This window comes from Tabrizicola sp. M-4 (assembly GCF_051132405.1).
GTDB lineage: Bacteria > Pseudomonadota > Alphaproteobacteria > Rhodobacterales > Rhodobacteraceae > Paragemmobacter.
In genome coordinates, this window is record NZ_CP128606.1 from 776,581 (window position 1) to 800,252 (window position 23,672).

Below are 23,672 nucleotides of genomic sequence, written 5' to 3' on the forward strand. Positions count from 1 at the left end.
CTATTGCCGCCCCCGCATCACGTCAATAATGTCCGGGGTCGAAACACCAAGGATTCCGACCATGTCCGACACCCCCCCGATGTCCCCGCAAGACGCGCTCGTCGCCGTCATGGTCGCCTGCTCGGCCTCCGACCAGAACATGCGCACGGCCGAGTTGGTGGCGATCCAGCGCATGGTCAATCACATGCCGGTCTTCGCCGATTACGATCAGGACCGCATCCGCCGCATCTCCCAGATCGTCTTCGACCTGTTCGAAGAGGAGGACGGACTCGACGCCCTCTTCGGCCTGATCCGTGAGGCGCTGCCCGAGCGGCTGAATGAAACGGCCTATGCTTTGGCATGCGACGTCGTCACGGCGGATGGCAAGCATAACGAGGTGGAGCTTCGGATGCTGGAGGAGGTGCGGGAGGAACTGAAGGTGGACCGCCTCCACGCCGCCGCCATCGAATGGGGCGCGCGGGTGCGGCATCTCAAGCCCTAAGGCGGGTCAGGCGTATAGGCCTGCCCAGCGTGCGATGAGTTGCCCCTGCAGCCGGCGGGCGCGACGGGTCCATGCCCTTCCACCCTCGGGCTGTTCGCGTTGGGCCATGGGGATGCGGTCGCGACGGTCCGGGTCGGCACAGAAGATGGCGAAGGCGAGTTCGCGGCCAGAGGGCGGCTGCACATAGCCAACCAGCGAGGAAACGAAGTTCAGGGTGCCCGTCTTGCCGATCACGCTGACAGGGCTTTCGATTGCCTCGCCGTCGCCGTCGCGCATGCCAAGATCTCGCAAAACGGGTTTGAGCCCCCGCCCGGCAGGTGTTGCCTGCGCCGCGACGAGGGCCTGCACCATCTGTTCCGCGCTGATCCGGCTTTCGGCGCCGAGTCCCGAATGATCGACGAAGCGCCCGGTCGCCCCAAGCCGGGATTTCACCCAATCCGACATGGCACCTCCCGAAGCCCGGAGCCCGCCGGAACCGGAGGAGGAAAGACCCACGACCTCTGCCGTGAGGTTGGTGGACCAGCGCAGCATCCTGCGCAGGACATCGGAAAGCGGGTCGCTCGTCCACTCTGCCACCACCTGCGCACCCTGCGGCAGGCGGGCCGCGCGCTTCGCTTCGGGAAGGTCGATGCCCTGCGCGCGGGCTAGGGCCTGAAAGACCTCGGCGACATAGGCGCCGGGGTTGCGGACGGGCAGCCAGCGGCTGCCGCCCTTGCCCAAGGCCGCGCTTGCCACCGTCCATTCCTCCGCCCCGGACCTTTCGCGATAGGTGAAGAGCGGAGACTCCCGCCGGACGACCTCCATCCGGGCAAGGCGGACCGGGGGGGCGAAGCGCTCACCCCGTGCGTCCATCGCGACGCCATAGCCGTTCTGGCCGCGTTTCCATTCGAAATGGACACGATTGTAATTGAGGTTCAGACCGGAAATCGCGGGATTGTAGCCGACGTGATCGGGCTGATCGTCTGAGATGCGGGCAACGGCCGGAAGCGCGCCGTCATGGAAAAGGAAATCGCCGCGCACCTGCCGGATGCCCGTGGCGGCAAGGCGGGCGGCCAGATCGCCCAACTTGTCGGTGTCCAGTTCCGGATCGCCGGAGCCTGCAAGGATCAAGTCCCCCTCCACCACGCCGCCGCGTATCGGGCCGGTCGTCAGGATGCGGGTGGCGAACCGGTGCCCGGGGCCGAGACGTTCCAACGCGAAGAGCGCGGTGATGGCCTTGGCCGTGCTGGCAGGCGGCAGGGCGTCACGGGGATTGACGGATTCGAGGATCTGGCCGCTTCGGGCATCTGCCACGACATAGCCGATGGTCCCTCCCAGCTTTGCCCCTGCGATGAGGTCGGCCGCTTCGGGTGTGGAGCGGGCAGGCAGGCCACCCGAGAGAGGCCGGGCAAGGGGGCGGGGACTGACGGCAAGACCTTCCGCAAAGACGGGCGCGGCAAGTCCCGCCAGAACGCCACCCAGAACAAACCGCCGCGAAACCATTCGATACCTCCCCCAAGGACGCCCGAGCCTAGCCAAGAGCGGGGGCCCGCGGCAAGTGCGCCTTCGTCGCGGGTCAGCGCCGCCATGCGCCGCTGGCGCGGATCGCGGTGGAGGAGGAGGCATCCATCGGCAGGGTGACGAAGCACCATGCGGGCGCGCGTTTCGTGCGCAGCACTTCGCCCCGATCCACCAGATCGCCGCCATAGATGCGGGCCGCCTTGGACATGCGGCCGCGCACGCCCCATCCGGGGCGGGCCAGAACGCCGACGGGCACCATATGCAGGATGTCTTCCCAGCGTTCCCAGCGGTGGAATTGGCCCAGATTGTCGGCCCCCATCAGCCAGACGAAACGGACGCCGGGATAAAGCGCCCGCAGCCGTTCCAGCGTTTCGGCGGTGAAGCGGGTGCCAAGGCGGGTTTCCAGATCGGTCACCACGACGCGCGGATCGCGCATCACCGCCCGCGCCCGCGCCATGCGGTCGACCAGCGGTGCCGGACCTTTCGCCTTGAGCGGATTGCCCGGCGAGACCAGCCACCAGACCCGGTCCAGACCCATCCGCTTGAGCGCCTCGCGCGTTATGTGGACATGGCCCCGGTGCGCAGGATCGAAGCTTCCACCCAGAAGCCCGATCACCATGCCCTTCCGCGCCACGGGAAAACCTGCCCGCACGCCCGCCCTCCGCCGTTGTTCCGGGCAAAAGCCCAACCACCCTGCGTTGCCACTGTCCAGCATTATCGCTACATGGTGCGCCAACAGTCCCAAGGATTCATGGCAGGAGCGGCAAGATGGCCAGCTATCAATACGTTTATCACATGGATGGCGTCTCCAAGACCTATCCCGGCGGCAAGAAGGTGTTCGAGAACATCCGCCTCAACTTCCTTCCCGGCGTGAAGATTGGCGTCGTTGGCGTCAACGGCGCGGGCAAGTCTACCCTGCTGCGCGTCATGGCCGGCTGGGACAAGGATTTCCAAGGAGAGGCATGGGCAGCGAAAGGCGCGAAAGTCGGCTACCTCCCGCAGGAGCCGCAACTCGACCCGAACCTCACCGTGCGTGAAAACGTCAAGCTGGGCGTTGCGGAAAAGCAGGCAAAGCTCGACCGCTACAACGAACTCGCCATGAACTATTCCGACGAGACGGCGGAAGAGATGGCGCAACTTCAGGACCAGATTGACGCCGAAAACCTCTGGGATCTCGACAGCCAGATCGACGTCGCGATGGAGGCGCTGCGCTGCCCCCCCGATGACGCCAATGTCGAAACCCTCTCGGGCGGCGAACGCCGCCGCGTCGCGCTCTGCAAACTCCTGCTCGAAGCGCCCGACATGCTGCTTCTGGACGAACCGACCAACCACCTCGACGCCGAAACGATCGCTTGGCTGCAAAAGCACCTGATCGAATACAAGGGCACGATCCTGACGGTCACCCACGACCGCTACTTCCTCGACGATATCACGACTTGGATCCTCGAACTGGAACGCGGCCGCGGCATCCCGCACGAGGGCAACTATTCCTCGTGGCTGGATGCGAAAGCCAAGCGGCTTGCGCAGGAAGCGCGCGAGGACAAGGCCAAGCAGAAGGTGCTTGAGAAGGAACTCGAATGGATCCGCGCCGGTGCCAAGGCCCGTCAGGCCAAATCCAAGGCCCGTATCCAAGCCTATGAAAAGATGGCCGACGAATCGGTCAAGGAACTGGTCGGCAAGGCCCAGATCATCATCCCGCACGGCCCCCGCCTCGGGTCGAAGGTCATCGAATTCGAGAGCGTCTCGAAAGCGATGGGCGACAAGCAGCTGATCGAGAACCTCTCCTTCTCCCTCCCCCCGGGCGGCATCATCGGCGTGATCGGCCCCAACGGCGCGGGCAAATCCACGCTGATGAAGATGATCACCGGGCAGGAAAAACCCGACAGCGGCACCATCACCCTTGGCGACACCGTCCAGCTTTCCTATGTCGACCAGTCGCGCGACGCGCTCGACCCGAACAAGAACGTCTGGGAAGAGATCACCGACGCCCTCGACATCGTCCAACTCGGCGATGCCGAAGTGAACAGCCGCGCCTACTGCTCCTCCTTCAACTTCAAGGGCTCCGACCAGCAGAAGAAGGTCGGCATCCTCTCGGGTGGTGAGAGGAACCGCGTCCACATGGCGAAACTGCTGAAATCCGGCGGCAACGTCCTGCTGCTTGACGAACCGACCAACGACCTCGACGTCGAAACGCTGCAGGCGCTCGAAGCCGCCATCGAGGAATTCGCGGGCTGCGCGGTCATCATCTCCCACGACCGCTTCTTCCTCGACCGCCTCTGCACCCATATCCTCGCCTTCGAAGGCGATGCACATGTGGAATGGTTCGAAGGCAACTTCCAGGACTACGAGGAAGACAAGATCCGCCGCCTCGGCCCGGATTCGGTGGAACCGAAGCGGGTGAAGTACAAGAAGTTCACGCGGTAAGAACTGTTGGGCCGGGCATCGCCCCGGCCCGCTATCCCTGCGGCGTGGTGACCTTGCGCTGTTGGGCGCGGTCCTTGCCCAGACGATGCTCGCGCCAGATGATCAGGATGCCCGCGAGGATGATCAGCGCGGCGCCGGCCAGCATCGTCCATGTGGGCACCTCGGAAAACACGAACCAACCGATGGCCAGAGCGAAGAGCATCGAGGCATAGTCGAAAGGCGCGACAAGCGAAGCGTCGGCCTCGCGATAGCTGGAGGTCAGCAGGATCTGGCCAAGCCCGCCCAGCAATCCAGCGCCGATAAGAAGGGCAAGTTCGAAAGGTTCCGGCCAGACCCATCCGAAGGGAATGGTGACCAGCGACAGGACCGTAGCGGTCAGCGAGAAATAGAAGACGATTGCGGGTGTCCTTTCGGTCTGCACCAGTTTGCGGACGAAGACCTGCGCAAGTGCGGCAAAGACCGCGCCCCCCAGAACCAGCATGGCGCCGAATGCCTCTGCCTGACCCGCGCCGCCGTCCAGCACGGTCAGGCGGGGGGACAGCACGATCAGGACGCCCACCATCCCCAATGCCACACAGGAAAGGCGGAACAGGCGAACGTCTTCGTTCAGGAACATAGCGGCGAAGATGACGGTAAGCAGGGGTGCGGCGTAACCGATAGCTGTAACTTCTGGCAGGGGCAGATAGCCCAACCCGGCAAAGCCAAGGCCCATCGCGCAGGTGCCTGCAAAGCCGCGCCAGACGTGGCCGATTGGGCTGACCGCGCGCAACCCGGTGGAGAGTTCGCGCCGCAGGACAAGCCAAATGACGATGACCGGGATGGCGAAGAAGGATCGGAAGAACACGGCCTGACCGGCAGGGACATGCTCTGCCGTAGCCTTGATCATCGCCGCCATGACGATGAAGACCAGCACCGAGCCGAGTTTGAGGGTTATGCCGCGCAGCGGACGCATGGGATACTCCGGCGTTGCCCGAGTTGGACCATCCTTTGCCGCAGGCTGCAAGGGGGGTGGACGCTGCGCGGACCTTGGGCTTTGCTGTCGGGAAAGGAGAGCCGCCATGCCCGAGATCGCCCCCAAGGCCAGTTTGTCCGACCGTATCGCACAGGGGCGCGGCGAAGTGCCTGCTGATATCGTTCTTCGTGGCGGGCGCATTTTCGACCTGATCACCGGGGAGTTGGTGGAGACAGATGTCGCGATCTGCGGTGATACCATCGTCGGTGTCTTTGGCCGATACGAGGGGAAGCGGGTCGTCGATGTGACGGGCAAGGTGCTGGTGCCGGGGTTCATCGATACGCATCTGCATATCGAATCCTCATTGGTGACGCCATTCGAGTTCGACCGCTGCGTGACACCGCGCGGCGTGACGACGGCGATCTGCGATCCGCACGAGATTGCCAATGTCTGCGGGCTGGAGGGGATCGGGTATTTTCTCGACGCATCCGCGCGGACGCTCATGGACATAAGGGTGCAACTGTCCTCCTGCGTGCCGTCCACGCATATGGAGACGGCGGGGGCGCGGCTGGAGGCTGCCGACCTGATCCCGCTGATGGATCATCCGCGCGGGATCGGGCTGGCGGAGTTCATGAATTTCCCCGGCGTCCTGATGCAGGATGCGGGATGCATGGCCAAGCTGGAGGCCTGGCAGGGGCGGCATATCGACGGGCATGCGCCCTTGCTGCGGGGGAAGGATCTTAACGGCTATATCTCTGCAGGGATCAGAACGGAGCATGAGGCGACGAGCGCCGAGGAGGCTCTGGAGAAACTGCGCAAGGGGATGCGGGTGCTGATCCGTGAGGGATCGGTGTCAAAGGACCTGCACGCTCTGACCCCGCTGCTGGTGGAGCGCTATGCGCCATACCTCTGTCTCTGCACGGATGACCGGAACCCGCTGGATATTGCCGAGCACGGGCACCTGGACCACATGATCCGCACGGCGATTGCACTGGGGGCGGAACCTCTGGCGGTGTATCGCGCGGCGAGCCTGTCGGCGGCGGAGGCTTTCGGATTGAAGGACCGGGGGCTGATCGCACCGGGGAAGCGTGCGGATATCGTGGTGCTGGACTCGCTGGAAGGCTGCCACGCGGCGATGGTCTTCGCAGGCGGGGTGGAAGTCACGGAGGCGGCCTTTGCCGCGCGCAAGTTGCTTCCGCCGGTGGCGCGGCATTCGGTGAAGGCGCCGAGGGTGGAGGCGCATCATTTTCGCTGTGGTGGGAACAGGGTGGAGACGCCTGTCATCGGCATCCTGCCGGGGAAGATCATCACGGAACATCTGACCTTCGATATCGCGCCGGTGGACGGGGACAAGCGGGTGGACCTTGACCGCGACCTGATCCGCATCGCGGTGATCGAACGGCATGGGAAGAACGGCAACCGCGCCACGGGCTTTGTGCAGGGGTTCGGCTTGAAGCGGGGAGCCATCGCCTCCACGGTTTGCCATGATCACCACAACATCGCGGTGGTGGGGGCGGATTATGCCGACATGGCGCTGGCGGCGAACAGGTTGGGCGAGATCGAGGGCGGTTTCGTTGTCGTGGATGGCGGGCGTGTGCTGGCTGAACTGGCCTTGCCCGTGGCGGGTCTGATGAGCCTTGAGCCGTTCGAGGTTGTCCGCGACGGTCTGGTTGCCTTACGGGCTGCGGCGTCAGGTCTTGGCGTGGTGCTGGAGGAGCCTTTCCTGCAATTGGCCTTCCTCGCCCTGCCCGTTATCCCGCATCTGAAGATCACCGATCACGGGATGGTGGATGTGGACCGGTTCGAGGTGATCCCCTGAAAAGGCCGTGGGCGGGTGCGGCTTTGACTTGCATCCCCCGCCCGTAATGCCGAGTTTGGGCAAGTGGAGAAGAGGGATCACCTTCGATGGGCCGGGGACGGAAGATCGCCAAACGCTTTCGCGGGATCGAGGGGCCGCAGCCTGAGGGCAAGAAGCGGTTCTCGCAGATCCTAGACGCCATCGGCGCGGATGAGCGGCGCGAGCGGGTGTCCGTGTCGGACCTTATGCGGGCGATGGATGCGCGGGCGGTGGCGGCGCTGATCCTGCTGTTCGCGCTGCCGAACGTGGTGCCGACGCCGCCGGGGACGTCCTCGATCCTTGGCCTTCCCCTGCTTTACCTGACGGCGCAGATGATGCTAGGCAAGTTGCCTTGGCTGCCCGCAATCATCGCCGACAGGTCGATGACGCGGGGTGACTTCAACGCCTTCGTCGGGCGCGTCACGCCGCTTCTGGCGCGGGCGGAACGGCTCTTGAAGCCGCGCTTGCTTTTCATCACCTCGGTCACCGGCGAAAGGATAATTGGTGGCCTCTGCCTTGTGCTGGCCATCGTGCTGGCCATGCCAATCCCGCTTGGCAACATGCTGCCCGCCTTCGCCATCTCTCTCATGGCGCTGGGCGTGTTGGAGCGTGACGGGCTGTGGGTGATGTTCGGCGTGGTGATGGGCGTGGTGTCGATGATCATCGTGTCGGGTGTGGTCTGGGCCTTGGCAAAGGCCGCGATCTTCCTGATCGTGAATGCCTTCTAGGCGGCATCCAAGGCCGGGAAACGGCAGCGGATGACGTGACCCTTGCCCGCTCCAGCAGGTACGAAATCCAGCGAGGCGCCGAATAGACGCGCAATCTCCGCGACGACCGCAAGACCGAGGCCATGGGTGCCTTGGCCCGCGTCGGTGCGGAGATCCTGACGCGCGACAAGCCGGGGGATCGCATCGGGCGGAAGCCCGGGGCCGTCATCCTCTACCTCCAGCACGGGGCCGTCGGGGGCGGGATAGGCGCGCACGGTGATGGTGGCGTGGGGGCCGGCATAGCGGATTGCGTTGTCAACGAGGTTGGTCAGAAGTTCCGCGCAGAGGACCGGATCGGCGCGGGCAGGAAGGGCGTCGTCGCCCTCGAAGCCCAGGTCATGGCCGAAGCGTGTGGCTTCGGGGATGGCTTCGGCGGTGGTACTGCGCGCGATAGCGGCGATGTCGGTGACCGGCAGGGCGCGGCGGGCGGCGGCGGCGTCGATGCGGGCAAGCATGAGGAGTTGCGCAAGCACCCGTTCCGCCCGGATCAGGGCGGTTTCGGCCTTTGCGATGCCGTCGCGGCTGTCCGGGCCGCCCCGCGCAACTAGGGCCAGTTGGGCGCGCACGGTGGCCAGCGGGGTGCGCAATTGGTGGCCCGCATTGCCGGTGAAATTGCGCAGGGCCGCGACCGCGCCGTCCAGCCGAGCCATGAAACTGTTCATCGCCTCGATCGGGCTTGCGACTTCCGACGGGATGTCGGCCCGCAGTGGGCTCAGGTCATCGGGCGCGCGGGTGGCGATGGTGCGGGCAAGGCGGTCCAGAGGGCGCAGCGCTATGGTGACCGTGATCCAGACGATCAGCGCTGCCCCGGCGGCGAGGCCCGCCATCCGGAGGGCCGAACGCAGGAGAATGGATCGGGCGAGTTCATCCCGCGCGCGGGTCGATTCCGCCACCGTGACCGAGAAGGGCAGCACATCCTCCCCTGTGGAAACCTGCCCATAGCGGGTGGCGATCCGCAGGCGGATCTCGCCGAAACTGCCATCGGCAAAACCGGTATCCGCCCCGTCTGGGCGTGGGGCGCGGGCGAGGCCTTCATAGCCGGTCAGGAACCCGTCCGGGCCATCGACACGGTAGAAGACCTGATCCTCGGCGGCGGAGGCGAGCATGTCGAGCGCGGAATAGGGGATGTCCACCTCGATTACCCCCGAAAGATCGACGCTGACCCGCTCTGCGATGGCAAGGGCAGACCCGGCTAGGACGCGGTCTGACACGCCTTGCGCGGTGCGGCGGGCCTCGAACCACGTGTCGGTCAGGGCTATCAGGCCAAGTATGGCGGTGGATATTAACAGCCAACCAAGCAGGCGGCTGCGCAGCGAGCCGCGCGCGATCATGCGCCGGGCCCCTTGTCGATGAAATAGCCGATCCCGCGCGCCGTACGCAGTGTGACGCCATACGGGGCAATGCGACGTCGCAGCCGCGACACATATTGTTCGATGGCATTGTCCGACAGGCTGTCGTCCAGCGAGGTCAGGGACTGCACGATCGTTTCCTTGCTGACGACCTTACCCGCGCGGGTGAAGAGCAGTTCCAGAAGCGCGAGTTCGCGGGCGGGCAGGTCGATTGCCCCCTCGGGCGTGAAGAAACGGCGCGAGATCAGATCGAAGGTCACGTCGCCCAAGGTCAGGCTTGAGGCCCGCAGCCCTGCCTGCCTGCGCAGGAGAGAACGGACGCGGGCCTCGAACTCCGGGACGTCGAAGGGTTTGGTCAGGTAATCGTCGGCCCCGAGGTTCAGTCCTCGCACCCGGTCTTCGGGTGCGCCACGGGCGGTGAGGATCATCACGGCGGCGGTGTCGGAGCGGGCGCGCAGGGCGCGCAGAACGGAAAGGCCGTCCATTTCCGGCAGGTTGAGGTCGAGGATCACGAGGTCGAAGCGTTCGACGGAGGCGAGCGCCTCGGCAGAGGCGCCGTCATGGACCGTGTCCACCGCATAGCCCGCCGCGATCAGCAGCGTGGTCAGCGCGTCGGCCAGTGGTCGGTCATCTTCGACGAGCATGATGCGCATGGGGTCCTCCACGCTGCAGACTAGGGGGGAACGGCGGCGTTGTGAACCGGGCGGGCTTGGGGCAAGCTGAAGGGATGAGGGGGATCCTGTTGTTTCTTCTGGCCGTGGCCGTCGCGCTGCCCGCTCGGGCGGAGGTCTATCTTTTCGCCGCGCCGGCAGGACGGGCCGAACGCGAGTTGACGATCTATTCCACGCTGGATGAGGGGTTGGCTGCCCCGATGATCGAGGCGTTTCAGGCACAGAACCCCGATGTGGCGGTTCGGTACGAGGACCTGCTTACGGGCGCGATCCGCGACAGGGTGCGGGAAGAAACGGACGGGGCAGGCGCCACGGCGGATTTTGTCTTTTCTTCGGGCATGGACCTGCAGATGAGCCTTGCCAACGACGGCTATGCCCTTGCCGTTCGTCCTGAGGCGGCGCGGGACTGGCCAGACTGGGCGCAGTGGCAGGATCGGGCCTATGCGCTGACCTATGAACCTGCGGTGCTGGTGTATCATCGGCCGAGCTTTCCAGACGGGCCGCCGCAATCGCGGTTGGCACTCATGCAATGGCTGAAGGCGCAGCCTGCGGGGGCGGGTGGTGCGGTCGGCACCTATGACATAAGGCGGTCTGCGCTGGGATACCTGTTCCTTGCCCGCGATGAAGAGCGGTTCGCCGATATCTGGACACTGGTGAGCGCGATGGCACGGGCGGGGCTGGAGGTTTTTCCCACCAGCCAGGACATCATCGACCGGGTGGCAGATGGGCGGTTGAAGATCGGCTACAACATCCTTGGGTCCTATGCCGCCGATCAGGCCCGGCAGCGGCCCGAGATCGGGCTGGTCCTGCTGAAGGATTTCACCGTTGTCGTATCGCGCGTGGCGCTGGTGCCGCGGGCGGCGCGGAACCCTGACCTGGGCGAAGCCTTCCTTGCCTTTCTGATGAGCCGCGAGGGACAGGAGGTTCTGGCGCGCAAGCTGCGCCTGCCTGCGGTATCGCTGGAGGTGTCGGACGGGAACAGCGCCCGGATGATGCAGGCGGTGCTGGGCGCGCAGTTGCAGCCGGTGGGGGTAAGCCCCGGCCTGCTGGTCTATCTGGATCAGGCCAAGCGGCGGCGGCTTCTGTCGCGGTGGGATCAGGCGCTGGCACCGCGCTAGGCATGTCAGGTTGGTGACAGGTTTCTGTGGTTGGGTCGCGCATGGGAGGCACGAGGAGGTGCCCACCAAGGGAATCATCCCGGCGCATGACCGGGATTTGGGAGGAGATGTAAGATGAAACACGCCTTTCTTGGCGCGGTGATGGCTGCTGTGCTGGCGGTGCCGGCATTTGCCAACGATTACACGATCATGGCCCCGGCAAGCCCGGGTGGCGGCTGGGATTCCACGGCGCGCACCATGCAGGAAGTGATGCAGGCCGAGGGGATTTCCGGTTCCGTTCAGGTGACGAACGTTCCGGGTGCAGGCGGGACAGTGGGCCTTGCCCAGTTCGTCGCGAGCGCATCGGGCGATCCGTCGCAACTGATCGTCGGTGGCTATGTGATGGTCGGCGCGATCCTGACCAACGCCTCGCCCGTATCGCTGGCCGATGTCACGCCCATCGCGCGGCTGACTGGCGAAGCGGTGGCGATCGTGGTTCCGGCGGCCTCGCCCATTCAGGATATCAAGGGTCTGGTCGATGCAATGGCCGCCGATCCGGGCGCCGTGAGCTGGGCCGGCGGTTCGGCGGGCGGTGTGGACCATATCACCGTGGGCCTTCTGGCCAAGGCGGCGGGTGTGGACCCGACGAAGATCAACTACATCGCCTTTTCGGGCGGTGGCGAGGCCACGGCTGCGATCCTTGGCAATCAGGTGACGGCGGGCATTTCGGGCCTTGGCGAGTTCCTGCCGCAGGTGCAGGCGGGCACGATGCGCCTGCTGGCCGTGTCGTCGGATGCGCGGCTTGAGGGTGTGGATGCGCCGACGCTGACTGAGGCTGGCTATGACGTGGTGGTGCAGAACTGGCGGATGGTCGCGGCCGCGCCGGGCCTGAGCGACGAGCAGAAGGCGCAGGTTTCGGCCGATATCGAAAAGCTCGCGAAATCGGCAGGTTGGCAAAAGGCGCTGGCCGACAAGGGTTGGGCTGACACCTACCTTGCTGGGGCCGACTTCGAGGTGCAACTGGCCAAGGAAATCGAGGCTACGACCGCGATCCTCAAGGACATCGGTCTGGTGCAATGACACCGAATGGTGCATCCGGACGCCGCCCCGACGGGGCGGCGTTCATCATCGCGCTGGTTCTGGTGGGGCTGGGTGCCTTGCTGATCTGGGATGGCGCGCGCATCCCCAACAAGGCGGGCTATTCCGGTGTCGGGCCGGGTGACGTGCCCAAGCTTATCGGCTATGCCCTTGTTCTGCTTGGCTTTGGTACAGCAGTGGAAGGATGGCGGAACCCCGGTCCGCCGCGACCCAAGCAGCAGCCTGTCCCGCTTTTGTGGTTGCTGGGCGGGATGGTGGTGATGGTCGCCACGATCCACAGCATCGGCTTCGTGCTGGGCGCGACGATCCTGTTCACCTGTGCGGCGGCAGGATTTGGGGAGCGTCGGTTCCACATCGCCATCCCCTCGGGTCTTGTCCTTGGGCTTTTCATCTATGCCGTCTTCGATGTGCTGCTGCAGTTGAACCTGCCCGCGGGACCCATCGAGATGGCCCTGTTCGGGCGCTGAGATGGATACGTTTTCCTTTCTTCTTCAGGGGCTTGCCACGGCCTTCGAGCCGATGATGCTGCTTTACGCCCTGATCGGGGTGACGCTGGGCACGGCGGTGGGCGTGCTGCCGGGGATTGGGCCTGCGCTGACGGTGGCGCTGCTTCTGCCGGTGACCTACGGGCTGGACGCGGCGGGGTCGCTGATCATGTTCGCGGGGATCTACTATGGCGGGATGTATGGCGGGTCCACGACCTCTATCCTGTTGAATACGCCGGGAGAAAGCGCGTCGGTCATAACCGCGCTGGAGGGCAACAAGATGGCCCGCGCAGGGCGGGGCGGGCCTGCGCTTGCGACGGCGGCGATCGGGTCCTTCGTGGCTGGGCTGATCGCCACCCTGCTGCTGGCCTTTCTTGCGCCGCATGTGGTGAAGCTTGCGCTGATCTTCGGGCCGCGGGAGTATTTCGCGCTGATGGTGCTGGCCTTCGTCACGGTTTCGGCGGCATTCGGGGAAAGTGCGCTGAAGGGATTGGTGTCTCTTTTCATAGGCTTGGCGCTGGCCATGGTGGGGATCGACCAGTTGACCGGCCAGACGCGGCTGGCCTTCGGGGTGCCGCAACTGCTGGACGGGGTCGAGGTGACGACGCTGGCGGTGGCGATGTTCGCGCTGGGTGAGGCGCTTTTCGTGGCTGCGCAGGGGCCGGATACCGGGACCGGGGTGCTGGCCATCAAGGGGCGGGTCAAGATGACCGTGCAGGATTGGGCGCGGTCTTGGAAGGCGTGGCTGCGGGGGACGGCGATCGGATTTCCCATAGGGTCGATGCCCGCGGGGGGGGCCGATATCGCTTCCTTCCTGTCCTATGCGACCGAGCGGAATCTGACTAAGCACCCGGAAGAATTCGGAAAAGGCGCGATCGAGGGGGTTGCCGGACCGGAGGCCGCGAACAACGCGGCGGCGGCGGGAACGCTGGTTCCGCTCCTGACGCTGGGGCTGCCGACGACGGCGACGGCGGCGATCATGCTGGCGGGTTTCCAGCAGTTCGGGTTGCAGCCGGGGCCTTTGCTGTTCACCTCGGCGCCTGATCTGGTTTGGGGGTTGATTGCGTCGCTGCTGGTGGCCAACGTCATGTTATTGGTGCTGAATCTGCCGCTGATCCGGTTCTGGATCCTGCTGTTGAAGATCCCGCAGCCATGGCTTTACGGTGGCATCCTTGTCTTTGCTACGCTTGGGACGCTTGGTGTAAACCCGTCGCCGGTGGAGCTGATGATGTTGGTGGTCTTCGGGGCGCTGGGCTATATCATGCGGTTGTATGGCTATCCGATAGCACCTGTTGTGGTCGGTCTGATCCTTGGGCCGATGGCGGAGCAGCAATTGCGCAGGGCGCTGTCGATTTCGCAGGGGGATTGGACGACGCTTGTCGCCTCGCCCGTGGCGGCGATCTTGCTGGGATTGGCGGCGGTGGCGTTGATCCTGCCGATGATCCTGCGGGCGCGGGGTCGGGGGGATGTGCTGGCACAGGTGGGGTCGGCGGAGGACTGATCCGGGCGTGCTGCACGCGGTGCCGTAAACTGTGCCGCAAAGTGTATGCACGCAGCGAACGCTGGAAGGGCAAAGAATTAACCACGGGTGAAGGCCGGCGGGGACAGGATGCCCCTGCCGGCCTATGCGTTCAATTCAGTTCGAGGCGGGTGCCGTCAGCGAACTCGACGGTTTCGACATGGATCAGGAAGGCCGATCCATCCGGTCCGTCGATGCGGTGGCCTGCGCCTTCGGGGGCGATGGTATAGGCCTCGGCTGGGCCGGGGAGGAGGTAGATGTCCCGCCCGTCGCCGCCGTTGATGCCGTCGCGCCCGGCGCTGGCGGGGAAGGTGTCGTCACCGCCGAGACCGGCGAGGTAATCCTCTTCGTCGGTGCCTTCCATGCGGTCGCCGGATTCGCTGCCGCTGGCGGTGAGGCCGTGCAGGTATTGCGCGCCGCCGCCTTCGCCCCACCACGATCCGCCCTCGGCCTGTTTGGAGAGGATGAAGCGTGCGCGGGGGGGCGCGTCGCCCGGCCACGCGAGAAGGCCCCATGAGCCCCAGCGCGTGGGTCTGTCGATATCGGTGAAGTTCATGAAGGGGCCGTCGCCGATCTTGCGCCAGCCATCCCAGAGCAGGCTGTAGAGCGCGGCCATTTCCGGGCTGCGGACGAAGCCGCCAAGGAAGCCGGTCAACTCTTCCGCGTCGGCATCGGAAAGGCCTTCGATGGCAAAGCTGTGGTGGAGGTGCTGGCCCCCCTCGTAGAGGGTGAAGCGCATGTTGTTGGCATGGGCAAGATCGCGCTGTTCGGCGAGGGCGGCGAGGACGGCGGGCACGGCGTCGCTGGCCCGGCCCATCAGGGCAAGCTCATCATAGAGCCAGGGATAGGCGCCTTCGCCCTGCTGGCGCGCGCGGGTCATCAGGGTGTCGCGGCTTTCGGGGTTCGCGACGAGGGACGCGCCGAAATAGGTGGTTGCGGCGAGTTCCTCGAACACCTCGGATGGCGGGATGAAGGTATCGGGGTCGCGTTCCTGCCATGCGGATGCGGCGAGGCTGACCTCGGTGACCCAGGTGGCGGTGGCCTGCGTGGCGAGGACGTTGACGAGCCGATCCTGCGCAGCGTTGCCAAAGACCTCTTCCCAGAGGCGAGCGACATGGGTGGCGCGTTTCGTGTGGTAGGCGTAGATCGCCTCCCAATCTTCAGAGATGTCGTCGCCCCATTCTGCGACAGCCTGTTCGCGAAGCCAGTCGAATTGAGGGAAGGCCCCGTTCCAGGTTTCGTTGGAATATTCGACATGCGCCTTCAGGCGCGGGTCGAGATTGTCGCGGACATAGGTGGCGAAGTTGCGGACGAAGTCGTCTTCGGCGTTGTGGGGCATGGTGAACCACGGGTCGATCCCGGCCTCGTTCGCGAGACGGACCATGATTTCGACCGGGACTGAGGGGCGCCCCCATGTGGCGGCGGTGGTGGGGGGCATGTCGACCCAGCGGGTGACCGGGTTTTCGTTTGTGTACATCCAGACCATGAAGCGCAGTTCGCGGGCGTCGGCCACTACCTTGAGCCAGTCGGGATCGAAGATCGCGCCTGCCTCGTGCAGGGCGAGGTCTTCGGCGCGCAGGATGGAGATGCCGCGGATGTGGTCCTGCGGAAGTGTGTTGGTGATGTCGAGCCAGAAGGTTCCGCCGGAGGTGTTTTCGAAGATGATGCGGCCTGCGCTCTGGTTGATGACCTCGACCTCGCCGCCGAGGGAGACGGTACCCTTGCCCTGATAGGAGAGGATGTAGATGCCCTTGCGTTCCGTGCCGCCGGCCTGCGGGTCCCAGGCCCAGACGGTGCGGATGCCCTGCATGCCTTCAGGGATGCCGCGCGGATAGCCGTTCTCGTCGAGGAGGCCGGTGGCGCGCAGTTCCTCGTGCGACATGCTTTGCCACGTGTCGGCGGTATAGGCGAAGAAGGGGCGCATGGTGCGGGCGATGTCGAGGAAAGGGCGCCCGGTTCCCCAGTCTTCGATGGAGGAGACACCCCAGGACATGTTCGGATCCTCGACACCCAGCGCGCCAGCCATGGCGGCCTGTGGGGCCGTGGCGAGGGTCAGCGTAGCGAGGGCAGGAAGGAGGACGGCCCGTGACGAGAAGGCGACCGGGCGCGGTTGGCCTTTGGTGGGCATGAAGAACCTCGGGATCATACATCTATATTAACCCCATCCTAGTCGGAGAGGCGACCCCCGGTCGACAGGGCACTTGGTCGGACGGCCTTTGTCCGGGGCTTTGGTCCCGGCGGGCAGGGCCTTGGTCGGGCTTCGGCGGCATCGGGCGGCGAGGTTCGGAAGGTGCAAGCGCGGAGCTGGCGAAGTGGCGTTTTCCGCTTTCGTTTTGACAATTTCGCACATCGCCAGGGAACAAGGCCGGATCGCGGGCAAGGCATTGGTCGAAGGGGCTGCGGGCGGGAGAAAGTGGCGGATGCGGTTTTCCGGGACTTTCGGCGGAAGATCGCGCGTCCCGGATGATTTCGCTTTCCGAATCAATCTGTGCCCATCTGATAACCTTTGGTTACTAGGTGTTGACGCAACTCAACCCTAGCGCGAGTTCCATCTAAGGGCGCGTCACAGTTCGGCCAAATTTCCGCCAAGGTTCAGACCGAGCAGTTGCGGCATTGTCGCATATCTGGCGACAGTCTCCCGCTAAACCATTGAATTATCGATAAATCGACATGGCAATCGGGGCGAAATCAAGGCGAAAGGACGGCGAGATATAAACTTTCGTTTAGACAGGGGGCCAAATTAAGATAGGTTAACTGTCGGGGGCATTGGAACGCGGTCGGTTTAACCGGCCCGGCTATGCAAGTAGGAACGACATGCTGCAATTCGCTTTTTCCCGCGACCGTTCGACCGAGCTGCCCGGTCTGGTCGCCGCTCTGCGCGCCTTTGCGCGGGCTCGTTTTGAGAGGACTGGCTAGGGGTCTGTTGGTGCGGGTCCGAGGGTATTTTCCGAGGATCCGGTTCTGAGGCTGGATGAGTGTCTGCACGCTGCAACGGCGGACCGTCCTTCTTGATTCCCGATGCTGGAGGCTCTGAGATGAGCGTGCGTATTCACGACGGTGTAACCGATTACGAGAAGCATAACGTCGCCAAGCGGGTGACGTGGGTTGCGCCGCGGCGTCACCGTTTCTACCGCAGCCTCGGCAAGCGGTTCATTGACATCTTCCTTGTGATCATGGCGCTGCCGCTTGTTCTGATGCTGTCGGTTCTGATCATGATGGACGGGCATTCGCCCTTCTACCGGCAGGAGCGCGTGGGCCGTGGCGGCCGCATCTTCAAGCTGTGGAAGCTGCGTACCATGGTGCCCGATGCGAAGGCGGAACTTGAAAAGTATCTGGCCGGCAATGACGAGGCACGCCGGGAATGGGACGCCTATCAGAAGCTGGCGCGCGATCCGAGGATCACCAAGGTGGGGCATTTCCTGCGCAAGTCGTCGCTGGACGAGATCCCGCAGCTTTGGAACGTGCTGACGGGCGACATGAGCCTTGTCGGGCCGCGCCCGATGATGCCGGAACAGCGGGACCTTTATCCGGGGCGGGCCTATTATGCGCTGCGTCCGGGGCTGACGGGGATGTGGCAGGTTTCGGACCGCAACGCCTCGACCTTTGCTGAGCGGGCGGAGTTCGACACGACCTATGAGCGGGATGTGTCGATGGGTCTGGATGCGAAGCTGATCGTGGCGACTGTGGGCGTGGTTCTGCGCGGCACGGGACAGTGAGCAGGCGCTGGCCTTCGGGTCAGCTACGCGATGCGGCGGCGAGGCGGGCCGAGGCGAATTCCGGGTGCGGCGGGCGATTGCCTCGGAAGCCTGCGGAAGCGCCTGCGAGGAGGAGGATGGCCATGCCGGTGAGGGAGTAGGCCGCAAGGGCCGCCCAGAAGGAGCCGGAGATGGTCAGCGCGGCGATCGCCGCGATCACCCCGAAGCCTATGGCGGTCAAGAGCACCCCTGCCAGCATTGCCCCAATCACTCCCGATTCCCTGCAACACCCGTCTGACGCTAACGGTCGCGCCGATTCGTGGCAAAAGTAGGGCGGTTCCTTGGGCGGAAAACGGCGGGTTTCTGCTGCATCTATTCAAAGCATTGAAAATGTTTGGTTTTGCGAGGATGGCCCCTTTGCGTTTCCTGCCTGTGTCGTCGTTTGGTCGCCTTGATTGGGGAAGAAGGTCGTTTGGGATGACGGGATCGGCGGAGAATGGCGCAAGCGTAGCGGGGGCTGCGGGGGCAGGGAAACCGTGGCTTTGCCGCAAAGAGGAGCGATCCAGATGGCTGTCACCGCCTGTTGGGGTGCGCGCGGGGGTCAATAAATGTTAACCAATATGGCAGTGAGGATGTTCCGGATGATTCGTCCGTTTCCCGCACCTTGCGATGCTGGCCGTGCAAGACCGGCCAGAGCGGGGGTAGGAGCGGGTGATGAGGGGGAAACCGGGCATCGCGAAAGAGTCATGAGGTCCGTGCTGCCACTGCCGAGTTCCCTTGAGTTGGGCGCGACCCGCGCTGACTTCACGACGTCGCATGTCGTGGGGGCTGCGCTTTCTGGTCTACCGTGCCTCGGAGCGTCGGCATGAAGAAGGGCAGTTTCTGGCATGGCATTCCCGGCCTGAGCCGTTTCGTGAACCGTGGCGCAGGGGCGGGGCAGGGTGAGACGATAGATGCGCTGCCGATGCGGGCCGAGCCGGCGGCGCCACGCCCGCAGCCCGCAGCGCCGGCCAAGGCGGCAACACCCGTACCTTCGCCCGTTGCCCCGCCTGCAGGCGCGGCGATGTTGCCGGTCGCATCCGCGCCCGCCCGCCGCCAGCCGCGGGCGAAGCCTTCTGCGCAGGCGGTGCACACGGGGCTGGTGCCCGTCTCTGCCACGGGGACGGCTGTGGTGCCCGCGACTTGGTATGCGAACCTGCCCGCGGCGCAGCCCGCACCGCCCGAACCGGGGATCGGCGGGCCTGTCCTTGCCTCGTTGGACATCTATACCGAGCATTTCGGATTGACGGCGCAGCCCTTCGCCCTGACGCCGGACCCGGATTTCCTGTTCTGGTCGGCCTCGCATAAGCGGGCCTATGCGATGCTGGAATATGGCATCATGACCCATGCGCCGATCACGTTGATCACCGGTGAGGTCGGGGCGGGGAAGACCACGCTCTTGCAGCATCTGCTGCGGTCGATGGCACCCGAGGTACGGGTGGGGCTGATCTCAAACCCCGTCGCCTCGCGCGAGGAACTGATCCGCTGGATTCTTATGTCGCTGGACCTGCCGTCGCGTCCGGAGGAGACCTTTGTCGACCTCTTCGCCCGGTTCCAGACTTTCGTTCTGGAGGAATTCGCGGCGGGGCGGCGAGTGATCCTGATCTTCGACGAGGCGCAGAACCTGGACCGGTCGGCGCTGGAAGAATTGCGGATGCTGACGAACATCAACACCGGGCGCGACGTGCTGCTGCAATTGGTGCTGGTGGGGCAGCCGGAGTTGCGCGACATCGTCGGGCGGCGCGACATGCGGCAGTTCGCGCAGAGGGTGGCGGCGCTGTTCCACCTGCCCGCGATGGACCGCAACACGATGCGGGAATATGTGCAGCACCGGCTGCGGGTGGCCGGGCGGACGCGGCGCGTGTTCAATGCGGATGCGCTGGACCTCATTCACGCGCAGTCCGGTGGGGTGCCGCGGCTGGTGAACCGGCTGTGCGACCTTTCGCTGGTCTACGCCTTTACTGCCGGACGCAAGCAGGTGGATCGCAAGATCGTGGAGGAGGTCATGAAGGATGGCGCCTTCCTGCCAGTTGCGACGGAAAACTCCAAGGATGACACATGACGACGGCTTTTGACGCCCGCTTCTACATGGCGCAACTGGTGCGGAAGCTGCCCTATGTGCTGCTTCTGATAGCGCTTACCACGCTTGCCGGGATCGTGACGGCCTACAAGCTGCCGCCGGTCTATCGCGCGGAATCGCGGTTGCTGGTGGAAAGCCCGCAGATCCCCGACGAGCTTGCGGCATCGACGGTGCGGTCGACGGCGACGGAGATCCTGCTTTCCATCCAGCAGCGGATCTTGACCACGGCCAATCTCATGGACCTGTCCGACCGCTATGGCGTCTTTGCCGATGCGTCCGGGATGCCCACCGATGCAAAGGTGGAGATCATGCGCGCCCGCATTCGCATGGACATGCCGCCTATGGAGCGCAACACGGGCATCGTGACGGTTTCCTTCGATGCCGGCGACCCCGTGCTTTCGGCGGAAGTGACCAATGATCTGGTGGAGCAGATCCTGCAGCAGAGCGTGGATCTGCGGACCGGGGTATCTGGGGGAACGCTGGCCTTCTTCGAACAGGAGGTGAAGCGGCTGAGCGAGGAACTGGCGCAGCAGAATGCGAGGATTCTGGAGTTCGAGCAGGCCAACCGGGATGCCCTGCCCGAAAGCATCGAATTCCGCCGCAGCCGTCAGGCCGCGCAGCAGGAGCGGCTGACGCAGGTGGAGCGGGAGCTTGCCGGTCTGCGCGACCGCAGGCAGCGGCTTTCGGACCTGTTTGACCGGACGGGGCGGCTGTCGCCCTCGATGGGGGAGTTGACGCCCGAACAGACGCGGCTGGACCAGCTGCGGCAGGAGCTTGCCTCGGCCATGGTGCTTTATGCGCCGGAGAACCCCCGGGTGAAGGCCTTGCAGGTGCAGGTGGCGGCGCTGGAAGAGGCGGTGCGCGAACAGTTGGGCGGCGATCCGGGCGCGGATGGCGCGGTGACGGCCTTCGACCTGCAGATGACCGATATCGACGGGCAGATCAGCTTTCTGGAGGATCAGAAGGTTGCGCTGGAGCAGGAACTTGAGGATCTGGCGGCCTCGATCGACGCGACGCCGGCCAATGCCATCGCTCTGGGCGAGTTGCAGAGTAATTTCGACAATCTGCGCGTGCAATACGATCAGGCGGTCCAGAGCCTTGCCAATGCGCGGATGGGGGACCGGATCGAGGTGACCTCGCGCGGGCAAAGGATCACGGTGATCGATCCGGCGACGCCGCCCTCTTCGCAGGCCGCGCCGAACCGCAAGCTGATCATCGCGGCGGGCTTCGGCGGGGGCGTCGTGCTGGCGGGGCTGCTGTTCTTCCTTATGGATGTGCTGAACCGCACGGTGCGGCGGCCTGCGGAACTGGTGGGCGCGCTGGGGATTACGCCTTTCGGCACGATCCCCTATCTGGAAACGCGGGCGGAGATCGCGCGACGGCGGCGGGTGACGATCACCAGCCTTGTGCTGTTTGTGGTGGGGGTGCCGATCCTGATGCTGCTGGCGGTGCTTGCCATGGGCGAGCTGCAGTTCGGGGATGTGCAGACGATGATCGGGTCGGATGCGACCCAGGCAGAGAACTGAGGGGGCCGAGATGGAGCGCATCCAGACCGCGATTGCGAAGGGGCGGGCTGCACGGCAGGGATTGCCAGCGGTGACGCCCGCGGCACAACTGCCCGCGACGGTGAAGGCCGACGAGTCGGTGGTGGCATGGTCGGCGCTGGCCGAGATGCCGATAGACCGGCTGCACCTGGAGGCATCGCGGATCGTGGCGCATGAGCCGGGCGCGGCGGCGAGCCCCTATGACATGATGCGCACCAACCTGATGCGGGCGATGCGCGATCATGGCTGGACGCGGGTGGGGATCACCTCGCCCGGCAGTTCCTGCGGCAAGACGACGACTTGCATCAACCTTGCCTTCAGCCTTGCGCGGCAGAGCGAGTTGCGGGTGATGGTGCTGGAGCTGGACATGCGTCGGCCAGCGATGATGCGGACGCTGGGGATCGGCGGCGGTCGGGGGCTGGCGGCGGTGCTGGATGGCACCGTGGTGCCGGAGGCGGGGCTGGTGAAGGTTTGGCCGAACCTTGCCTTCGGCTTGAACCGGGAGCCGGTGGCGAATGCGTCGGAATTGCTGGCTTCGAGCCGGGCGGGGACGGCGATCGATGCGATAGAGGAGAAGTTCAAGCCGGACATCATCCTGTTCGACATGCCGCCCATGCTGGTGATCGATGATACGCTTGCCTTTCTGGACCAGACGGATTGCGCGCTGCTGGTCGCGGCGAGCGAGCAGAGCACGGTGGCCGAGATCGACAAGGCGGGCAAGGAACTGGCCGCACATACCAGCGTGCTGGGCGTGGTGCTGAACAAGTGCCGCTACATGGATCAGGGCGAAGGCTATGGGTATGGCGGTTACTGACCGGAGGTGCGAGCCCGCGCCCCATCGACCGAACCGCGTGTGGCGACTGTCATCAGGTGAGCCATCCGCCCTTTGAACTCGGCCTGGAAATCATGGGCGCGGGCAAAGGTGATGGCAGAGTCGGCCGATTTTGCAATTTCGGCACGGGAGGTATGTGCGATCTTTGCCGCAAGCGCGTCTATGTCGCCCACCTCCACGCACCATCCGCCTTGGCTTGCACGGCAGAGAGGCCCCCACATCTCGTTTCCGTAACCGGCTATGGGCAGGCCGCAGCCCATGCTTTCGATGTAGGTGCAGGAGGGGTCGCCCTGACGGTGGCAGGACAGGAAAAGGTCTGCTGTGCGTCTTTGCCAAGGCACGAGTTCAGAGGCGAAATCGACATTGCCGTGCAGGCGAACGTGATCCGTGAGGCCGTTCGCGACGATGGCGGAGGCCATCTCCGAGCGGAGGATGCCGTCGCCGAAGATGTCGAGGTGGAATGCGATGCCGCGGGCCGCCAGCCGGGCTGCGATCGGGACAAGGTCCTGAGCGCCTTTCATTGGATCCAGCCGACCGGAATAGACGAGGCGAAGCGGGCCGCCGCTCTGCAGCCTTGCGCGGCGACTGTCCTGCTCTTCGGCGGTGGCGTAGCGGTCAAGCGTCATACGGTTGTCGAGATAGAGGTGGAGGTCGGGGTTGAGTTCGGCATAGGCCGCCGCGCAGGGATAGCCGTTGGACTGGAGGGCCGCTGCGGCCCGGAAAGCGGAGCGGCGGCGTTTCTCCTGACGTTCCAACCAGAGGCGGCGCCTCAGACGCCGCAACGGGCCGATGCCGCGGTCCAGAGCGAGGATGTCGAGCCGGGTCTTGTGAGTGTATTCGACGGAATAGACCACGGGAGTGCGCCCGGAAGCAGCCAGATCGAGGGTTTCGGACATGTCGCCGGCTGCCGCTATGAGATCATGCGTCTGGCCTGTCCCCGGGGGAAGGGCCGCCCCCGCAGGGAGGGTCGAGAGGCCCCAAGGCAAGGAATGCCGATCCACCTCGACTGGAAAGGGGATCTGGGTGGCCCCTTCCCAGAGAATGCAATCGAGCGGACCATCCCAAGCGGCGGTTTGCGCCTCCATCCCTTCGGCGAACTTGACATCCAATATGACGCGATCCCCTTTGACGATGACAGGGGCCGACGCGACCATCAGTAGACTGGGCATGATTGATCCGTAAGAAACCGGCCGCCAGAATGCGCGGTCTGGCCGTGGAATGGAAGCAACTTCATGGGTTTGACCGCCGAAATCAGGGGTTTGCGGGTCGGTCGGCTGCCGTTGTCCTGCCAGAGGATTGCCG

General features: G+C 64.9%; 20 protein-coding genes. 12 read left to right on the top strand and 8 right to left on the bottom strand.

Annotation, left to right across the window (positions count from 1 at the left end; translation table 11 throughout):
- Positions 1-61: 61 nt before the first annotated feature.
- Positions 62-481 carry a tellurite resistance TerB family protein gene (locus TabM4_RS03860; RefSeq protein WP_434618680.1) on the top strand — a complete coding sequence of 140 codons (420 nt, stop codon included), beginning with the start codon at positions 62-64 and terminating at the stop codon, positions 479-481.
- Positions 482-487: 6 nt separating this feature from the next.
- Here TabM4_RS03860 and dacB read toward each other — a convergent pair whose 3' ends face one another.
- Together dacB and TabM4_RS03870 are read right to left on the bottom strand one after the other, a co-directional pair.
- A complete protein-coding gene (dacB, locus tag TabM4_RS03865; RefSeq protein WP_434618683.1) occupies positions 488-1,963 on the bottom strand; it encodes a D-alanyl-D-alanine carboxypeptidase/D-alanyl-D-alanine endopeptidase in 1,476 nt (491 codons plus the stop codon).
- Between the two features lie 73 nt (positions 1,964-2,036).
- Positions 2,037-2,633: a nicotinate-nucleotide adenylyltransferase gene (locus TabM4_RS03870; RefSeq protein ID WP_434618686.1), complete on the bottom strand. Its 597-nt coding sequence runs from the start codon at positions 2,631-2,633 to the stop codon at positions 2,037-2,039.
- A 116-nt stretch (positions 2,634-2,749) separates the two neighbouring features.
- Here TabM4_RS03870 and ettA point away from each other — a divergent pair, with 116 nt between their 5' ends.
- Positions 2,750-4,405, top strand: coding sequence for an energy-dependent translational throttle protein EttA (gene ettA, locus TabM4_RS03875; protein WP_434618689.1), 1,656 nt, complete (start codon positions 2,750-2,752; stop codon positions 4,403-4,405).
- Between the two features lie 31 nt (positions 4,406-4,436).
- Here ettA and TabM4_RS03880 read toward each other — a convergent pair whose 3' ends face one another.
- A complete protein-coding gene (locus TabM4_RS03880) occupies positions 4,437-5,357 on the bottom strand; it encodes a DMT family transporter (RefSeq protein ID WP_434618691.1) in 921 nt (306 codons plus the stop codon).
- A 106-nt stretch (positions 5,358-5,463) separates the two neighbouring features.
- Here TabM4_RS03880 and ade point away from each other — a divergent pair, with 106 nt between their 5' ends.
- Both ade and TabM4_RS03890 read left to right on the top strand, forming a co-directional pair.
- On the top strand, positions 5,464-7,176 hold the full coding sequence (gene ade, locus TabM4_RS03885; protein WP_434618694.1) for an adenine deaminase: 1,713 nt from the start codon (positions 5,464-5,466) through the stop codon (positions 7,174-7,176).
- 86 nt (positions 7,177-7,262) lie between these two features.
- On the top strand, positions 7,263-7,922 hold the full coding sequence (locus TabM4_RS03890) for an exopolysaccharide biosynthesis protein (protein WP_434618697.1): 660 nt from the start codon (positions 7,263-7,265) through the stop codon (positions 7,920-7,922).
- On the opposite strand, the gene TabM4_RS03895 is transcribed toward TabM4_RS03890, so the two are convergent.
- Positions 7,919-9,292, bottom strand: coding sequence for a sensor histidine kinase (locus TabM4_RS03895; RefSeq protein WP_434618700.1), 1,374 nt, complete (start codon positions 9,290-9,292; stop codon positions 7,919-7,921). The genes TabM4_RS03890 and TabM4_RS03895 overlap by 4 nt on opposite strands.
- Positions 9,289-9,963 carry a response regulator transcription factor gene (locus TabM4_RS03900; protein WP_434618703.1) on the bottom strand — a complete coding sequence of 225 codons (675 nt, stop codon included), beginning with the start codon at positions 9,961-9,963 and terminating at the stop codon, positions 9,289-9,291. The genes TabM4_RS03895 and TabM4_RS03900 overlap by 4 nt, the downstream gene beginning before the upstream one ends.
- A gap of 74 nt (positions 9,964-10,037) precedes the next feature.
- Here TabM4_RS03900 and TabM4_RS03905 point away from each other — a divergent pair, with 74 nt between their 5' ends.
- From TabM4_RS03905 to TabM4_RS03920, 4 genes are all read left to right on the top strand, one after another.
- Positions 10,038-11,099, top strand: coding sequence for an ABC transporter substrate-binding protein (locus TabM4_RS03905; RefSeq protein ID WP_434618706.1), 1,062 nt, complete (start codon positions 10,038-10,040; stop codon positions 11,097-11,099).
- A 114-nt stretch (positions 11,100-11,213) separates the two neighbouring features.
- Positions 11,214-12,158, top strand: a complete 945-nt coding sequence (locus tag TabM4_RS03910; protein ID WP_434618709.1) for a Bug family tripartite tricarboxylate transporter substrate binding protein — start codon at positions 11,214-11,216, stop codon at positions 12,156-12,158.
- On the top strand, positions 12,155-12,643 hold the full coding sequence (locus TabM4_RS03915) for a tripartite tricarboxylate transporter TctB family protein (RefSeq protein WP_434618713.1): 489 nt from the start codon (positions 12,155-12,157) through the stop codon (positions 12,641-12,643). The genes TabM4_RS03910 and TabM4_RS03915 overlap by 4 nt, the downstream gene beginning before the upstream one ends.
- 1 nt (position 12,644) lies before the next feature.
- Positions 12,645-14,162, top strand: a complete 1,518-nt coding sequence (locus TabM4_RS03920) for a tripartite tricarboxylate transporter permease (RefSeq protein WP_434618716.1) — start codon at positions 12,645-12,647, stop codon at positions 14,160-14,162.
- Between the two features lie 130 nt (positions 14,163-14,292).
- On the opposite strand, the gene TabM4_RS03925 is transcribed toward TabM4_RS03920, so the two are convergent.
- Positions 14,293-16,308, bottom strand: coding sequence for a hypothetical protein (locus TabM4_RS03925; protein WP_434618719.1), 2,016 nt, complete (start codon positions 16,306-16,308; stop codon positions 14,293-14,295).
- 907 nt (positions 16,309-17,215) lie between these two features.
- On the opposite strand from TabM4_RS03925, the gene TabM4_RS03930 reads away from it, so the two are divergent.
- Positions 17,216-17,896: a sugar transferase gene (locus tag TabM4_RS03930; protein WP_434618722.1), complete on the top strand. Its 681-nt coding sequence runs from the start codon at positions 17,216-17,218 to the stop codon at positions 17,894-17,896.
- Between the two features lie 19 nt (positions 17,897-17,915).
- Here TabM4_RS03930 and TabM4_RS03935 read toward each other — a convergent pair whose 3' ends face one another.
- Positions 17,916-18,134, bottom strand: coding sequence for a hypothetical protein (locus tag TabM4_RS03935; RefSeq protein WP_434618725.1), 219 nt, complete (start codon positions 18,132-18,134; stop codon positions 17,916-17,918).
- Between the two features lie 606 nt (positions 18,135-18,740).
- On the opposite strand from TabM4_RS03935, the gene TabM4_RS03940 reads away from it, so the two are divergent.
- From TabM4_RS03940 to TabM4_RS03950, 3 genes are read left to right on the top strand one after another with little or no spacing between them, the layout of a single operon-like run.
- A complete protein-coding gene (locus TabM4_RS03940; protein WP_434618728.1) occupies positions 18,741-19,976 on the top strand; it encodes an ExeA family protein in 1,236 nt (411 codons plus the stop codon).
- On the top strand, positions 19,973-21,520 hold the full coding sequence (locus tag TabM4_RS03945) for a GumC family protein (RefSeq protein ID WP_434618731.1): 1,548 nt from the start codon (positions 19,973-19,975) through the stop codon (positions 21,518-21,520). The genes TabM4_RS03940 and TabM4_RS03945 overlap by 4 nt, the downstream gene beginning before the upstream one ends.
- Before the next feature lie 10 nt (positions 21,521-21,530).
- Positions 21,531-22,352, top strand: a complete 822-nt coding sequence (locus tag TabM4_RS03950) for a CpsD/CapB family tyrosine-protein kinase (protein WP_434618734.1) — start codon at positions 21,531-21,533, stop codon at positions 22,350-22,352.
- Here TabM4_RS03950 and TabM4_RS03955 read toward each other — a convergent pair.
- Positions 22,346-23,539, bottom strand: coding sequence for a glycosyltransferase (locus TabM4_RS03955; RefSeq protein WP_434618737.1), 1,194 nt, complete (start codon positions 23,537-23,539; stop codon positions 22,346-22,348). The genes TabM4_RS03950 and TabM4_RS03955 overlap by 7 nt on opposite strands.
- Positions 23,540-23,672 lie beyond the last annotated feature (133 nt).